Consider the following 14,239-nt stretch of genomic DNA (forward strand, 5'->3'; position numbering starts at 1 on the left):
GCCCCTCGTAAAATGAAATGATTTCGTTCATTGATGCAAAAAATCTATGAAACTGGACGTCCTGGGTGTTCAAGCATTTGTGGCATTGGCTGAACGGGAAAGTTTCGGCAAGGCCGCCGAGTCGCTGTTCCTCTCGCAGGCGGCGCTGAGCCGCCGCATCCGGAACCTGGAAATCCACCTGGGCGTACGCCTGGTCGATCGCACCACCCGCACGCTCTCTCTGAGCACCGTGGGCCGCAGCTTCCTGCCGCAGGCGCGGCGCCTGCTGGGTGAACTGGAAAGCGCTCTGCAGCAGATCCGGGAACAACGGCAGGCGCTCGCGGGTAACGTGACCATGGCCTGCGTGCCGACGGTGGGCGTCCGCTTTCTGCCACGCGTGCTGCAAGCCTATGCCTCGGCATTTCCGGACAACCGGGTCAGCGTGCTGGACCACTCTTCCGCTGCCGTGCAGCAGGCCGTTCTGGACCGCGCCGCCGAGTTCGGCATAGGGATCGCGGACAGACTCGTACCCGAAATCGAATACGAGGAACTCCTGCACGACCGTTTCGTGCTGGTTTGCGGAAATGAACACCGCCTGGCCCGGCGCAAGGCGGTTCCCTGGTCCGAGCTGGAGAACGAAGCGCTGATCCTGCCTGGCGCGGGCAGCAGCAACCGCCCCCTGCTTGATGATCAACTGCCCGCGGGCATCGCCTTGCAGGCCCGCTTCGAGGTCCAGAGAAGCACGACCGCGGTGGGCATGGTGGCGGCGGGAGTGGGCGTGGCCATCGTTCCCGATCTCGCCCTGCAACCTGGGGCCTATCCGATGCTGGCGGCCGTGCCCTTGGTGCGCCCCGCTGTGTCGCGGGCATTCGTGCTGATGCAACGCCGCGGCAGCAGCCTTTCACCCGCTGCCGAAGCGCTCTTGGGATTCATAAGGCGCGAAAGACGCTCGCAACGGCGCCCTGCCGCGCCGCAGTAAACCGCGGCTCAGGTACGATTGCGGCTTTCTGCCAGCATCTGGTTACGCATCCCTACGCGCCGTCAATCAAATGATTGCTATGGTGACGCCGTTTGCAACTGATGACGGACCCTATGCGTACCATTCCGAACTCTCGAGCCCGCCCCTCCTCCGCGTTGTTGACGCTGTCCACGGCGGCATTGCTCACGCTCGCCCCGCTTGCGGCGCAGGCCGATTCGGACAAGCACCGCCATCGCCACGGGCGCGAGTATAAAGAGCAGTATTGGGACGGCGCCTGTAAGGTCGAGCGTAAATGGAAGCGCAATGGCGACTACCAGGAAAAGCGCAAATGCCGGGACGACTACCGCCACGGCTATGTGCAGGTGCCGCAGCCGGTGGCCGTGATGCCGGCGCCCGCCATTGTCATCAACCCGCCCCCCATCATCATCCGCCCCTGAACATGGATCAATCGGTGAAGGACGCGCTAGCCCGCTGGCCCGACGTGCCAGCGGTATACGGCTGGCTGTCGCTGGACGCGCGCGGCCGCTGGCGCCTGCATCCGCAAGGGCAATCAGCCGAAGGCGGTCCGGGCGAGTCCATCACCAATACGCAGATCCTGGAATTCATCAACCGCAATTACGAACACGATGAAGCGGGCCGCTGGTTCTTCCAGAATGGTCCGCAGCGCGTGTTCCTGCGGCTGGACGCCGCGCCCTATGTGCTGCGGCTGAGCGACGACAGCCGCCGACTGCTCACGCACACGAACGTCGCGGTCGATTCGGTCGATACGTGGAAGCTGGACGACGCGGGACAGCTGTATGCGATGACGCCCCTGGGCGCCGGCATCGTGCTGGACCGCGATCTGCAGCCGCTGTTGGAGAAGATGGCCACGGCGGACGGCGCCCCGCTGCTGGATGCGCTGGCGGATCTTGCGCCCGGTGGCGCAGTCCAGGCCGTCCTGCCCGGAACCTATGCGGCCGCGCCGCTGGCGCTGATAGCGCAAAAGGATGTGGCGCGGGAATTGGGCTTCGAAGCGAATCCCCGCGCCTGAACGGCGCGTTCAGAACATGCCGTTGGGATTGGCGGACTGCTCGGGAATGGGCTGCACCGCGTCCCAATGTTCCACGATCTTGCCCTGCTCCAGGCGGAAAATATCGATGATGGCGCTGCCACGATCGCCGGGCTGGCGCACCGCATGCACGTGCAGGATCACGTAGTCGCCATCGGTGAAGACTCGCTTGATCTCGCTGCGTGACTGCGGAAACTTGTCGCGCAGGAAGGCGATGAACTTGCGGAAGCCTTCGGGGCCGTCCGCCGCATTCGGATTGTGCTGCACATAGCGGTCGCCGACGTACTTCAAGGCGGCATCCGCGTCCTTCTGGTTCAGGCCCTTTTCGTAGAAGGCCAGCACGGCCGCCTTGTTGGCGGCTTCCTGTTCGGCGGACGCATGGACGGCGGGAGACAGGGCCAGGGCCAGCATGGCTGCGGCAGCGGCGCGCTTGAAGTAAGGCTTGGAGAAGAACATGGAGAACTCCGGAATGGAAAAACGGCCGGGCCATTCTATGGTCCGGCCGTCCTGTCGGCCACGTCCGTGGCAGTAGACAGTCTGGTGCGCGCAGCGATCAGCCGCGGCCGCTCTTTACCAGCGCGTACTTGCCGTCGCCCAGCAACGCTAGTACGGCCGCAGCCACGGTCAGGAAGATCGGATACTCCCAGCCGCCGCCGGCATTGCCAAAGCCCCAGCCATTGGGAAAATGCACCGTCGACGCCACGAACAGCTGCACCACGGCAATGACGGCGACCCAACGCGGCACGACGCCCAGGATCAACAGCACGCCGGCGCCGACCTCGAAAAACGTCACCGGGTATGCCAGCCAGCCGGCGAAGCCGATCTTGGCAAAGAACTGCGCGGTGCCGGGCAGCGTGAACACCAGCAGCTTGGTCAGGCCATGGGCCAGGAACATGACGCCGAGCGCCACGCGCAGCAGCAGCGCGGCATAGGGCGCGGTACGGGTATCAACCATTGCACTCTCCTAGAGCGGTAGGGGAATCGCCCAGGATGGGAAGATTCTTGATGAGCGCTATTCTTGCGATTCCAAAAACAAAGATAAACATGCAGAATTGCAAATTATTGTTCCCCGATAGGAAACAATCTTGGACACGCACACCGCCATGCAGACCTATGCCAAGGTCGTGGAACTGGGCTCATTCGCGGCCGCGGCCGACAAGATGGGCCAGGCCCGTTCCGTGGTCACGCGCCAGATCGCCTATCTGGAACAGAAGTACGGCGTGCGCCTTCTGAACCGCACCACGCGCAAACTGAGCATGACCGACGCCGGACGCGCCTTCTATGAACGCGTGCGGCCCATCCTGGCCGAGGTGGCGGACCTGGAGCTGTCGCTGCAGGCCGAGGGCCAACGGCCCAGCGGCCGGCTGCGGGTGAGCGCGCCGGTGTCGTTCGGCATCCTGCACCTGGGACCTGCCATAGCCGAGTACCTGCAACGCTACCCGGACGTGATCATCGACCTGGACCTGAACGACCGCGTGGTGGACCTGGTGGAGGACGGCTACGACGTGGCGGTGCGCATCGGGCCGCTGCAGGATTCCTCGCTGGTCGCGCGGCCGCTGGCGCCGCAGCAGTTGCTGGTCTGCGCCGCGCCCGACTACCTGCAACGCCATGGCACGCCGCAGACGCCCGAGGAACTGAAGCAGCACCGCTGCCTGCATTACGCCTATGCCAGCACCGGCAACGAATGGCATTTCGAGAAAGACGGCGTGACCCATCTGGTGCGCGTGAACGCGGCCCTGCGGGCCAATAACGGCGATGTGCTGCGGACCGCGGCCCTGGCCGGGCACGGCGTCATCCTGCAGCCCGATTTCCTGGTGGGCGACGACGTCCGCGCCGGGCGCCTGATTGCGCTGCTGACCGACTACGCCCACACCCCGATCTCCATGTACGCCGTCTACCCGCACCGGCGCTTTCTGTCGCCCAAGGTACGATCCTTCGTGGAGCATCTGGAAGGCCGCTTCGGCGCCTCCTCCCCAGCCGTTCCGGGCCGGCGCGCCAGCCCCCGCCGCAGCCGTTAGAATCGTACCCATGACCGCAAAATCGCCCCTCGAATACTTCCCCGCGCCGCGCCGTTCGCATTTCTGCAGCCAATGCGGCTCGCCCATCAGCCGCCGGGTTCCCGAAGGCGACAACCGCGAACGCGACATCTGCGATCACTGCGGTGCGATCCACTACCAGAATCCAAGGCTGGTGGTCGGCACGGTGCCGGTCTGGGAGAACCGCGTCCTGCTATGCCGGCGCGCGATCGAGCCGCGCTACAACACCTGGACCCTGCCCGCCGGCTTCATGGAGCTGGGCGAGAGCACGGCGCAGGGCGCCGCCCGCGAAACACTGGAAGAATCCGGCGCGCGCATCAAGCTGGGCGAGCTCTACACCGTCATCGACCTGCCGCAGATCGATCAGGTGCACGTGTTCTACCTGGCCGATGCGCTGTCGGACGCGCTGGACCCCGGCCCCGAAAGCCTGGAGGCCCGTTTTTTCGACGAGTCCGAGATCCCCTGGGACGACCTGGCGTTCCGCACCGTGGCCACGACGCTGCGGCACTACTTTGAAGACCGCAAGCTGGGCGTGTATCCCCCCCACCACTACACCCTAGAATCGCACCGTTGAAACTGCCCTGGCTCGCCGTCGACACCCCTTTTCCGCCCGCGGAGTTTGCGCTTGCGGATCCCGATGGCCTGCTCGCGGCGGGCGCCGACCTGTCCACGCCCCGGCTGATCGAGGCGTATTCCAACGGCATATTCCCGTGGTACTCCGAGGGCGAGCCCATCCTGTGGTGGAGCCCAGATCCGCGCATGGTGCTCGCCGTGAAGGACTTCGCGCCCTCGCATTCGCTGCGCAAGCTGTTGCGGCAGATCGCCAGCCAGGAGCAAGGCGCCGCGCCGCGCGTGCAGGTACGCGTGGACACCGCTTTCGCCGAGGTGATGGCGCAATGCGCCGCGCCGCGTGACGGTCAGCCCGGCACCTGGATCACCGCAGCCATGCAGCAGGCCTATCGCGCCTGGCATGAGGCCGGCTACGTGCACAGCATCGAAACCTGGATTGACGGCGAACTGGCCGGCGGCCTCTACGGCATCAGCCTGGGCCGCATGTTCTTCGGTGAATCCATGTTCACCCGCGCGCCCAACGCCTCGAAGATCGCGCTGGCCTATCTGGTGCGCTATCTGGCCGCGCAAGGCGTGCAACGCATCGACTGCCAGCAGCAGACGCGCCACCTGGCCAGCCTGGGCGCGCGCCCCATCCCGCGCGCCGCTTTCCTGCAGCATGTGCGCACCGCCACTGCGCTACCTGCCGTCGCGTGGGCGCGGGGCACGCTGGACAGCGCTGGCCGCTTGCATCCCGACACAGCATCGGGCCCGGGGTTCGGCGTTAATATGTAGCCACTCCCCTTGCGGGCCTGCTGCCGCATTGCGGGACCTCCGATGAGCCAGCTCAAAGAACTCCCTTTCTCCACCCTGCAGTTCTACGCCACCGCTCCCTACCCTTGCAGCTATCTGCCGGGTCGCCAGGCACGGTCGCAGGTTGCCGCGCCCGGTCATCTGATCAACGCAGGGACGTATTCGCAACTGGTGGAGCAAGGTTTTCGGCGCAGCGGGCTGTTCACCTACCGGCCCCATTGCGACAACTGCCACGCCTGTATCCCGGTGCGCGTGGATACGGCGGGCTTCGCGCCCAATCGCAGCCAGCGCCGCGCCTGGCGCGATCACCAGGGTTTGCAGTCATTCGTGGCGGAGCTGGCCTGGTCGCCCGAGCACTACCGGCTCTACACGCGCTACCAGCAGGGCCGCCATCCGGGCGGCGGCATGGACGAGGACAGCCGCACGCAGTATGCGCAATTCCTGCTCACCAGCCGCGTCAACACCCGCCTGGTCGAGTTCCGCGACGAGACCGGCGAGCTGGTCATGGTGTCCATCATCGACGTGCTGGACGACGGCCTGTCGTCCGTCTACACCTTCTACGATCCCGACATTGCCGGCAGCCTGGGCACCTACAGCATCCTGTGGCAGATCGAACAATGCCGCACGCTGAACCTGCCCTGGCTGTACCTGGGCTACTGGATCGCCGACAGCCGCAAGATGTCCTACAAATCCAGCTTCCATCCGGCCCAGTTCCTGGTCGACGGCGTGTGGGGCGACCAGCCCGCGTTGCCGCCCGCCTGATCCGCCCCTTCTTTGAAGCGCCAGGGGCGGCGCAGGGCCGGCAAAATTCGCTCTACAATTCCGCCCCATGTCTATCCTCTTCCACGCCTATCCCCTGGCCCGCCCGGCGCTGTTCGCCATGGACGCGGAAACCGCCCACGAAGTCACCTTGTCGGGCCTGCAACGCGCCTATGAATGCGGTGCCACCCGCAAGCTCATGCACGCGCAGCCGAAGGCGCCAAGCACGCTGATGGGCTTGCAGCTGGCCAACCCGATCGGGCTGGCCGCGGGCCTGGACAAGAACGGCGCCTATATCGACGCACTGGGCAACCTGGGATTCGGCTTCATCGAGGTGGGGACCGTGACCCCGCGCGCGCAGCCCGGCAACCCGAAGCCGCGCATGTTCCGGCTGCCGCGCGCCAATGCGCTGATCAACCGGCTGGGCTTCAACAACCAGGGCCTGGAAGCCTTCCTGGCCAATGTGCAGCGCAGCACCTGGCGCAAGCAAGGCGGCATTCTGGGGCTGAACATCGGCAAGAACGCGGACACGCCCATCGAGCGCGCCGCGGATGACTACCTGATCGGGCTGGAAGGCGTGTATCCGCATGCCGACTACGTGACGGTGAACATTTCCTCGCCCAACACCAAGAACCTGCGCGCGCTGCAAGGCGGCGACGAACTGTCGGCCCTGCTGGCGCAACTGGCGGACAAGCGCCGCGCGCTGGAAGACCAGCACCAGCGGCGCGTGCCCATGGCGGTGAAGATCGCTCCGGACCTGACGCACGAACAGATCGATTCCATCGCGGAAACGCTGCCGCGCCACGGCATCGACGGCGTCATCGCCACCAACACCACCCTCTCGCGCGACGCCGTCACCGGCCAACCGCATGCCGAGGAAGCGGGCGGCCTGTCGGGCGCCCCGGTGCATGAACTGTCTCTGGCCGTCATCCGCCGCCTGAAGGAAAAGCTGGGCGGCAGCCTGGCGATCATCGGCGTGGGCGGCGTGATGTCGGGCCGCCAGGCGCGCGAAAAGATGGATGCGGGCGCCGACGCCGTGCAGCTCTATACCGGCCTGATCTACCGCGGCCCGGCGCTGGTAGGCGAGTGCGTGCGCGCCGTGGCGCGCTGAGCCCGGACGCGGCCGGCATCCGCCGGCCGTACAGCGAAAAAAGCAGGCAAAAAAAGGGGCCACCCGGTGGGTGGCCCTAATTCCAGCTCTGCTCTGTCACTCAACAGTACTACATAACTGCGGTTTGCGCAGCACTGCGCGCCAAAAACTTAGGCGCTGCGGCGGCTGCGGCTGGCAACCTTGGTGGCGGCGTCGGCGGCATCCGAGGCAGCCTTGAAGGTCGCGTTGGCGGCGGCATTCAGGTTCGACTCGGCGACTTCGGCGGCCTGCTTGGCGGCCTTGGTCATCGAATCGTAGGCGCTGGTCGCGGTGGCCAGCGAGGACTTGATCAGGGCAACGGCGCTTTCGGAGCCGGTCGGGGCGTTCTTGGAGAACTGGTCGACGGCTTCGCTCAGCTGCTGCTGGCCTTCGGCGATCTGTTCCTCGGTCAGCTTGACCAGGCTGGTCTGCACGCCGGCAACGATGTCGTACACGTGCTTGGTGTAGGCCATGGCCTTTTCGGCGCCCGGCTGCAGCAGGCCCGAGGCGAAAGCGGCGGCTTCCTGCGGATCCTTGACTTCAGCGGCTTGCTGCGACTTCTGGGCGACTTCGTCCAGGGTGGCCTTGACGACCTTCAGGTTCAGCTCGACCAGCTTTTCGAAGCCGGCGAACACGGCCGACTGGGCGGCCACGATGGTGTTGATGCTGGCCTTTTGACGGTCCAGGACTTGTTGCGGGATAGCGCTCATAGAATGCTCCTTCAGGGTAGCCGGAGGCTGTCCGGCAAATAAGGAATGGTTGTCTGCGACGAACTATAGAAACGTGCGCGGAAACTGGTACTACAAGCTACCGCCGGCCCGTTTGATGCACTGCACAATTGACATTCTAGGCTGAGAAAAATCCTTGTCAAGGAGTTTTTGTGCGACGCAACAAAGAATTGCACTTTGACGGTGCATGCCTTGTCCGGGTTTGATCCAGCACAAAGGTTTCCCAGGATTCAGGAAATACCCGAAGTGACGTCGTATCAATTGTTTTCTAAACTGCTTTCACGCTGATGACAGACAAATAAACCCACAAGTCAGCGCGCAACAGCAAATCGCAGCAAACCCTGCAATTGGAGACTCCATGACCCTCATCCCCCGCACGCTTTCGGCCTTGCTCGCGGCCAGCGCCATGCTCGCAGCCGGCGCCGCCCAAGCCGAATATCCGGATCGCCCCATCAACATGGTGGTGCCGTTCGCCGCTGGCGGCCCGACGGACAACGTCGCGCGTTCGCTCGCGGAAGCCATGCGGCCGAGCCTGGGCCAGACGGTCGTGGTCGAGAACAAGGGCGGCGCCGGCGGCACCATCGGCACGACCCAGGTAGCGCGCGCCCAGCCTGACGGCTACTCCGTCCTGCTGATGCACGCCGGCTTCTCGACGGCGCCCTCGCTGTACAAGAATCCGGGGTACGACCCCTACAAGAGCTTCGAGCCCATCGGCCTGGTGGTCGACGTGCCGATGACCATCATCGCGCGTTCGGACTTCCCGCCCAACAACATCAAGGAACTGGCCGAGTACGTCAAACAGAACAAGGACAAGGTGTCCCTGGCCAACGCCGGCATCGGCGCCGCCAGCCATCTGTGCGGCACCATGCTGGTCGAGGCGCTGGGCGTACAGCTGCTGACCATCCCCTACAAGGGTACGGCGCCCGCCATGAACGACCTGCTGGGCAAGCAGGTGGACCTGCTCTGCGACCAGACCACCAACACCACCCAGCAGATCGACAGCGGCAAGGTGAAGGCCTACGCAGTCACCAGCCTGAAGCGCGTCCCCACGCTGCCGAACCTGCCGACCATGGACGAATCCGGCTACAAGGGCTTCGAAGTGGGCATCTGGCATGGCATGTGGGTGCCGAAGGGCACGCCCAAGCCCGTCGTCGACAAGCTGGTCAAGAGCCTGCAGGCTGGCCTGGCCGATCCCAAATTCCAGGAACGCATGAAGCAGCTGGGCGCGACGGTGCTGACGTCCGAAGCGAACCCGCAAGCCCTGGAAGCCAAGGTCAAGCAGCAAGTCCCGCAGTGGGGCGAGCTGTTCAAGAAGGCTGGCGTCGAACAGCAGTAACCCAAACCATGCGCCCTGGCGGCGCATGCAAAAAGAAAAGCCCCGTCCGGGGCTTTTCTTTTTTTGCAGGCCGGCCCTGGATTACGGGCGCAGAGCCTCTGCGGCCATGCCCAGACCGTTGAAGCCGGTGGAAACGGAGGGCTCGTAGCCCAGCGCTTCCGAGATGCTGGCGGCGGTGTCGACCAGCGCCTTGATCCAGTCGTCCTGCAGGCGCTCGGCGGGGGCCGAAATGGACAGGCCGGCGACCAGCTTGCCGGTATCGTCGAAAATGCCGGCGGCGATGCAGCGCACGCCGAGTTCCAGTTCTTCGTTGTCGCGCGCATAACCGTGGCGCCGCACTAACGCCAGTTCGCGCTCCAGGCGGTCCAGGTCGGTCAGGCTGTTGCGCGTGTGGCCGGCCAGGCCGGTGCGCAGCGCGTAGGCCCGGACCTGGCGCGCATCGGCGGTGGACAGGAACAGCTTGCCGGTGGAGGTCAGGTGCAGCGGCGCGCGGCCGCCGATGGCGCGGACCACCTGCATGCCGGAACGCTCGCTCCAGGCGCGGTCGATGTAGACGATCTCGTCGCCCTGCTGGACCGACAGGTTGATGGTCTGCCCGGTCAGCTTGTGCAGCGAGCGCATGGCGGAAATGGCCGCCTCGCGCACGTTCAGGCGCCCCTTGACCAGCGAACCCAGCTCCAGCAGGCGCATGCCCAGCTGATACAGGCCGTTGTCGACGCGTTCGACATAGCGGCCCACGACCAGGTCGTTAAGGATGCGATGCGCGGTGGACGCATGCAGGCCCGTGGTCGCGGACAGTTCTTTCAGCGTTACCGGATCCGGCTGCGCGGCCAGGGCATCGAGCAGACGCATGGCGCGTTCAATCACCTGGATGGCGATGGGATGGGCGGAGGCGCCTTCGGTCTCGGCGTCCAGGGCGTTGCGGGTAGTGGGGAGACGGGACATGGAAAGGGGGGCGTGGACAGCCGCGCCGCCTGCAGGGCCCCACCTTAGGGAACCGGACTTGCGGCATTGCAGCAAACAGTTCTTTCCCGTATTGTGAAATTTACTGGCGCGTTTGGCAACCGCTTTTTGTATCAAAAAAAGGGCCGCACATCGGGTGCGGCCCTGACTTCAGGCTACTGGCGGGGGCGCCAGCCTGCCTCCCAGGCGCAGCACCTCGGCCCGCAAATACTCCAGCGCTTCGGCTGCCGCGGCCGGTTCGCCCTTCACGCCCAGGTCGATATGGGGGGTGCCGCCGGCCTCGCCCACGCTGGGCAGGCTGAACGCGCGCACGCCGGGCCAGCGCGTTTCCACGGCCTGCATGGCCGGCGTAATACGCGATTCGGGCATGCTGAATACCAGGAAGGAATGCTCCGCGTGGGCGCGCACATGCTGCAGCGCACGATAGCGCGTGTCCAGCGTCCATTCCAGCATGGGCCACGCCATGACGGGAAAGCCCGGCACGAAGGTGTGGTCCTTGATGAAGAAGCCGGGAATGCGGTTGTAGGGATTCGGGACGATCTCGCAGCCTTCCGGAAACACGCCCATCTGCAGGCGCTGCTGGTTTTCCGGCGCGCTCATGTCGGCTGTGCCCTGCCCCTTGGCAGCCATCTCGGCCGTGCGCAGCGCGATGGCCTCTTCGGCCTCCGGGTGCAGCGCCAGCGGCAGGCCAAGCGCGGCCGCGGCGGCCTGGCGTGTGTGGTCATCGGGCGTGCCGCCGATGCCGCCACAGGAAAACACCACATCGCCGGTGGCAAAGCTGCGCTTGTAGGTGGCGATGAGCGTGTCGCGGTCGTCGGGCACGATTTCAGCCCAGCCCAACTGCATGCCGCGCGCGCCCAGAAGCTCGACGACCTTGGAAAAATGCTTGTCCTGACGGCGGCCCGAGAGGATTTCGTCCCCTACGATGATGAGGCCAATGCGGCGGGCGGCGGATTCTGCGGCCATGTCCGATTCCAGAAGTTGAGAAGAATGACGCGATTCAGACGTCGATGACCCGGTCCTCGCGCAAGCGCTTGAGCGCTTCCAGACCGTAGTGGGCGTAGACCAGGGCCGAGAACACCGGCAGGATGACCCACGCGGGCGGCAACAGGTTCAACAGCGAGCAGATCAGGCCTATGGTCCAGAAGCCGCCGTTGTTGCGTTCCAGGATCAGCTTGCGCTCGGCGGGGCTGGCGTGTTCGACGATGGCGTCCACGCGCATCATGCGCGAAAACGCGAACGCCCACCAGAAGATCGACAAGGCGATAGCCATGGGCGGCACCAGCCACAGCGGCAGCGTCAGCAGCCAGCCCGCGGCAAAGGCCAGCGATACCCAGATCGCGTTCCATACGCTGACCGCCGTCGCATGCTTGCCTTGCCGCGTGACGCTCACATACTCACGCTTGCCGACGTGGTTCAGCACCAGCGGCATCACGAACACGGCGGCAATCGCCAGGCCGAGGATGCCCGATACCGGTAACAGGATGGCCACCGCGATCACGGGGATCATGTAGACCTTGAGCGAGAACAGCCCCATCGCCAGCATCCAGTCCTCGGCCCGGTTGACGAAGTCCCAGCGCGCCGCCTCGGCAGCCAGCCATTCGTTCAGCGGCGTCCAGAACAGGTACAGCAGCAACAGGGCCCCCACCAGCGCGATCAGGAACGGCAGCAGCACCGCGAACAGCATGGAGGGATGGCATTGGGACACCAGGGCGCGCTTGAACGCCTGGCCCACGCTTACGGCGCCGGCCCCGGCAGCGGAAAATCGGCCGTTGTCGGGCGTGGCGGAATCAGTGCGCAAAGCAGTCATGGACGAGGAATGAGGGGGTAGACATCCCGGGTATGATAGTCAAACACGCCTTCATCTGCCCACATGTCCCTACTTGTACCCGATACCGACCTGGCCGCGCTGCGCGCGCGGCTGGGCTCATCGCCCGACGCCTGGCTGGTGGCCTGCTTCTGCGCGGCCTGGTGCGACACCTGCGAGCAATACAAGCCCAAGCTGCAAGCGCTGGCCGCCGCCATGCCGCGGCACGTCTTCGCCTGGATCGACATCGAGGACCACGCCGAACTCTTGGGCGACGAAGACGTGGAGAACTTCCCCACGCTGCTGGTGCAGATCGGATCGAAGGTGGTGTTCTACGGCCCCATGCTGCCGCACATCGGCCATCTGGAACGCCTGCTCGAAAGCCTGAATGAAAACAGCCCTGCGGTCGCCACCGCGCTGCCGGACCTGCCGCGCATGCTGGCCGCCTGAGCCGCAGCGGGCGTCACGCGCGCCAGCCATAAAAAAACCCGCAGACCTAAGGGCTTGCGGGTTTTTTCATGCCGGCGCCTTTCAGGGCTTGCGGCTGCCGCCCAGCAGGACGGCGATCTGGCGCTTCGGCCCCGAGGATGCGCCATTGCTCCTGGGCGCCGGTTCTTCGGCGGGCGCGGACGGCGCCGAGGGCTCGTAGGGCTTCAGGAAGAAATCGTCCACGGGCTGGCGCGGCGCGCCGGACGAATAGCCGGAGCGGCGGTCGGACGAACGGCCGCGGTCGCCGCGGCTGTCACGGCTTTCACGACCCTCGCGCCCTTCGCGCGACGACGAACCGCGGCGCTCGTCGCTGCGGCGGTGGCTGCGCGCGACCAGGTCGGCAGGAACATCCAGGGTGCCGCGCGGCACTTCGCGCTTGATGAGTTTTTCGATGTCGAGCAGGAAGCGTTCTTCGTCGGGCGTGAACAAGGCGATGGCCTCGCCCGATGCGCCCGCGCGGCCCGTGCGGCCAATACGGTGCACGTAGTCTTCCGCGTTGTACGGCAGGTCGTAGTTGATGACGCAAGGCACGCCAGCCACGTCCAGGCCGCGCGCGGCCACGTCGGTAGCCACCAGCACTTCCAGTTCGCCGGCCTTGAAGGCTTCCAGCGCCTTCATGCGGTCAGCCTGGGTCTTGTCGCCATGAATGGATTCAGCCTTGACGCCATCGCGTTCCAGGTCGCGGGCCAACCTCGCCGTGCCGATCTTGGTGTTGGAAAACACGATGACCTGGTTCAGGCCGCGCGACTTCACCAGATGCACGACCGCGGCGCGCTTGGCGTCGCTAGGCATCTTGTAGGCGATCTGGGTGATCGTGTTGGCGGTGGCGTTGCGCGCCGCGACTTCGATTTCGACCGGTTGATTCAGGTACGAGCGGCCCAGCTTGCGGATTTCATTGCTGAACGTGGCGGAGAACAGCAGGCCCTGGCGCTGCGCGGGCAGCAGGCGGATGATGCGCTCCAGGTCGGGCAGAAAGCCCATGTCCAGCATGCGGTCGGCTTCGTCCAATACCAGGATGCCGACCTGGCTCAGGTTCACGTTCTTTTGCTCGACGTGGTCGAGCAGGCGGCCGGGCGTGGCCACCAGCACTTCGCAGCCGCGGCGCAGGGCTTCCTTCTGCGGACCGATATCCACGCCGCCGAACACCACCGCCGAACGCAGTGGCGTCTGCTTGCTGTAGCGCTTGACGCTTTCGTAGACCTGGTCGGCCAGTTCGCGCGTGGGCGTCAGGATCAGCGCGCGCACCGGATGGCGCGCGGGCGATGCGCTGGTATTGGCCAGCGGCATGAGGCGATGCAGGATGGGCAGCGTAAAGGCGGCCGTCTTGCCGGTGCCGGTCTGGGCTGCGCCCATGACGTCGCGCCCTTCCACCACGACGGGGATGGCCTGCGCCTGGATCGGCGTGGGCGTGGTGTAGCCGGTTTCGGCGATGGACTGCAGAAGCAGAGGGTGCAGCCCGAAATCGGTGAACGTCGGCGCGGGCGCGGCAGGTGCTACGGATTGAGTGGATTCAGTCATCAGGGTTAGGCAGATACCGGGACCAGTGAAAAAGAACAAAACGAGAGTGCTACGCGCACTGCACTACATATGCATCGGAACAACCTGAACACGCGCAATCTGCATC

17 protein-coding genes are annotated in these 14,239 nt (G+C 65.4%); 10 read left to right on the forward strand and 7 right to left on the reverse strand.

The window, feature by feature from the left end; translation table 11 throughout:
• Positions 1–46: 46 nt before the first annotated feature.
• The 3 genes from IB268_RS19070 to IB268_RS19080 all read left to right on the forward strand — a co-directional run bounded on the left by IB268_RS19070 (position 47) and on the right by IB268_RS19080 (position 1,988).
• Positions 47–958, forward strand: a complete 912-nt coding sequence (locus IB268_RS19070; protein WP_054449977.1) for a LysR family transcriptional regulator — start codon at positions 47–49, stop codon at positions 956–958.
• Positions 959–1,059: 101 nt separating this feature from the next.
• Positions 1,060–1,395 (forward strand): hypothetical protein, encoded by a 336-nt coding sequence (locus tag IB268_RS19075; RefSeq protein ID WP_225591437.1) that lies wholly within the window; start codon positions 1,060–1,062, stop codon positions 1,393–1,395.
• Positions 1,396–1,397: 2 nt separating this feature from the next.
• A complete protein-coding gene (locus IB268_RS19080; RefSeq protein ID WP_054449975.1) occupies positions 1,398–1,988 on the forward strand; it encodes a DUF2946 family protein in 591 nt (196 codons plus the stop codon).
• A 9-nt stretch (positions 1,989–1,997) separates the two neighbouring features.
• On the opposite strand, the gene IB268_RS19085 is transcribed toward IB268_RS19080, so the two are convergent.
• Positions 1,998–2,462, reverse strand: coding sequence for a nuclear transport factor 2 family protein (locus tag IB268_RS19085; protein WP_156337299.1), 465 nt, complete (start codon positions 2,460–2,462; stop codon positions 1,998–2,000).
• Positions 2,463–2,559: 97 nt separating this feature from the next.
• Positions 2,560–2,961 (reverse strand): DoxX family protein, encoded by a 402-nt coding sequence (locus tag IB268_RS19090; protein WP_125471643.1) that lies wholly within the window; start codon positions 2,959–2,961, stop codon positions 2,560–2,562.
• Positions 2,962–3,091: 130 nt separating this feature from the next.
• On the opposite strand from IB268_RS19090, the gene IB268_RS19095 reads away from it, so the two are divergent.
• The 5 genes from IB268_RS19095 (at position 3,092) to IB268_RS19115 (ending at position 7,274) form a co-directional block, all read left to right on the forward strand.
• Positions 3,092–4,024 (forward strand): LysR family transcriptional regulator, encoded by a 933-nt coding sequence (locus tag IB268_RS19095; RefSeq protein WP_175213841.1) that lies wholly within the window; start codon positions 3,092–3,094, stop codon positions 4,022–4,024.
• Between the two features lie 10 nt (positions 4,025–4,034).
• Positions 4,035–4,616 (forward strand): NUDIX hydrolase, encoded by a 582-nt coding sequence (locus tag IB268_RS19100; protein WP_192354641.1) that lies wholly within the window; start codon positions 4,035–4,037, stop codon positions 4,614–4,616.
• Positions 4,613–5,386 carry a leucyl/phenylalanyl-tRNA--protein transferase gene (gene aat, locus IB268_RS19105; protein ID WP_054449968.1) on the forward strand — a complete coding sequence of 258 codons (774 nt, stop codon included), beginning with the start codon at positions 4,613–4,615 and terminating at the stop codon, positions 5,384–5,386. Before IB268_RS19100 ends, aat begins: the two co-directional genes overlap by 4 nt.
• Before the next feature lie 42 nt (positions 5,387–5,428).
• The gene (locus tag IB268_RS19110) at positions 5,429–6,166 is read left to right on the forward strand and encodes an arginyltransferase (RefSeq protein ID WP_054449966.1); all 738 of its coding nucleotides are present in this window, start codon (positions 5,429–5,431) and stop codon (positions 6,164–6,166) included.
• Positions 6,167–6,233: 67 nt separating this feature from the next.
• On the forward strand, positions 6,234–7,274 hold the full coding sequence (locus tag IB268_RS19115) for a quinone-dependent dihydroorotate dehydrogenase (protein ID WP_119449687.1): 1,041 nt from the start codon (positions 6,234–6,236) through the stop codon (positions 7,272–7,274).
• A gap of 149 nt (positions 7,275–7,423) precedes the next feature.
• On the opposite strand, the gene phaP is transcribed toward IB268_RS19115, so the two are convergent.
• Positions 7,424–8,002, reverse strand: a complete 579-nt coding sequence (gene phaP / locus IB268_RS19120; protein WP_054449962.1) for a TIGR01841 family phasin — start codon at positions 8,000–8,002, stop codon at positions 7,424–7,426.
• Positions 8,003–8,378: 376 nt separating this feature from the next.
• On the opposite strand from phaP, the gene IB268_RS19125 reads away from it, so the two are divergent.
• A complete protein-coding gene (locus IB268_RS19125) occupies positions 8,379–9,356 on the forward strand; it encodes a tripartite tricarboxylate transporter substrate binding protein BugD (RefSeq protein ID WP_054449960.1) in 978 nt (325 codons plus the stop codon).
• An 81-nt stretch (positions 9,357–9,437) separates the two neighbouring features.
• Here the strand turns inward: IB268_RS19125 and IB268_RS19130 are convergent, their stop codons facing one another.
• From IB268_RS19130 to IB268_RS19140, 3 genes are all read right to left on the reverse strand, one after another.
• Complete coding sequence (locus IB268_RS19130; protein ID WP_119449688.1) at positions 9,438–10,301, reverse strand: IclR family transcriptional regulator; 864 nt, start codon at positions 10,299–10,301, stop codon at positions 9,438–9,440.
• A gap of 168 nt (positions 10,302–10,469) precedes the next feature.
• Complete coding sequence (locus IB268_RS19135; RefSeq protein WP_054449956.1) at positions 10,470–11,285, reverse strand: molybdopterin-binding protein; 816 nt, start codon at positions 11,283–11,285, stop codon at positions 10,470–10,472.
• Positions 11,286–11,319: 34 nt separating this feature from the next.
• Positions 11,320–12,129 carry an EI24 domain-containing protein gene (locus IB268_RS19140; RefSeq protein ID WP_054449954.1) on the reverse strand — a complete coding sequence of 270 codons (810 nt, stop codon included), beginning with the start codon at positions 12,127–12,129 and terminating at the stop codon, positions 11,320–11,322.
• A gap of 63 nt (positions 12,130–12,192) precedes the next feature.
• Here IB268_RS19140 and IB268_RS19145 point away from each other — a divergent pair, with 63 nt between their 5' ends.
• Positions 12,193–12,576 carry a thioredoxin family protein gene (locus IB268_RS19145; protein ID WP_054449951.1) on the forward strand — a complete coding sequence of 128 codons (384 nt, stop codon included), beginning with the start codon at positions 12,193–12,195 and terminating at the stop codon, positions 12,574–12,576.
• Positions 12,577–12,657: 81 nt separating this feature from the next.
• On the opposite strand, the gene IB268_RS19150 is transcribed toward IB268_RS19145, so the two are convergent.
• Positions 12,658–14,133, reverse strand: coding sequence for a DEAD/DEAH box helicase (locus IB268_RS19150; RefSeq protein ID WP_156337298.1), 1,476 nt, complete (start codon positions 14,131–14,133; stop codon positions 12,658–12,660).
• Positions 14,134–14,239 lie beyond the last annotated feature (106 nt).

This window comes from Achromobacter sp. ACM01 (genome assembly GCF_014851745.1).
GTDB lineage: Bacteria > Pseudomonadota > Gammaproteobacteria > Burkholderiales > Burkholderiaceae_B > Achromobacter > Achromobacter aegrifaciens.

Coding starts and splice junctions, on each gene's coding strand:
- IB268_RS19070 (WP_054449977.1), top strand. CDS start 47: ATGAAACTGGACGTCCTGGGTGTTCAAGCATTTGTGGCATTGGCTGAA.
- IB268_RS19075 (WP_225591437.1), top strand. CDS start 1,060: ATGACGGACCCTATGCGTACCATTCCGAACTCTCGAGCCCGCCCCTCC.
- IB268_RS19080 (WP_054449975.1), top strand. CDS start 1,398: ATGGATCAATCGGTGAAGGACGCGCTAGCCCGCTGGCCCGACGTGCCA.
- IB268_RS19085 (WP_156337299.1), bottom strand. CDS start 2,462: ATGTTCTTCTCCAAGCCTTACTTCAAGCGCGCCGCTGCCGCAGCCATG.
- IB268_RS19090 (WP_125471643.1), bottom strand. CDS start 2,961: ATGGTTGATACCCGTACCGCGCCCTATGCCGCGCTGCTGCTGCGCGTG.
- IB268_RS19100 (WP_192354641.1), top strand. CDS start 4,035: ATGACCGCAAAATCGCCCCTCGAATACTTCCCCGCGCCGCGCCGTTCG.
- IB268_RS19110 (WP_054449966.1), top strand. CDS start 5,429: ATGAGCCAGCTCAAAGAACTCCCTTTCTCCACCCTGCAGTTCTACGCC.
- IB268_RS19115 (WP_119449687.1), top strand. CDS start 6,234: ATGTCTATCCTCTTCCACGCCTATCCCCTGGCCCGCCCGGCGCTGTTC.
- phaP (WP_054449962.1), bottom strand. CDS start 8,002: ATGAGCGCTATCCCGCAACAAGTCCTGGACCGTCAAAAGGCCAGCATC.
- IB268_RS19125 (WP_054449960.1), top strand. CDS start 8,379: ATGACCCTCATCCCCCGCACGCTTTCGGCCTTGCTCGCGGCCAGCGCC.
- IB268_RS19130 (WP_119449688.1), bottom strand. CDS start 10,301: ATGTCCCGTCTCCCCACTACCCGCAACGCCCTGGACGCCGAGACCGAA.
- IB268_RS19135 (WP_054449956.1), bottom strand. CDS start 11,285: ATGGCCGCAGAATCCGCCGCCCGCCGCATTGGCCTCATCATCGTAGGG.
- IB268_RS19140 (WP_054449954.1), bottom strand. CDS start 12,129: ATGACTGCTTTGCGCACTGATTCCGCCACGCCCGACAACGGCCGATTT.
- IB268_RS19145 (WP_054449951.1), top strand. CDS start 12,193: ATGTCCCTACTTGTACCCGATACCGACCTGGCCGCGCTGCGCGCGCGG.
- IB268_RS19150 (WP_156337298.1), bottom strand. CDS start 14,133: ATGACTGAATCCACTCAATCCGTAGCACCTGCCGCGCCCGCGCCGACG.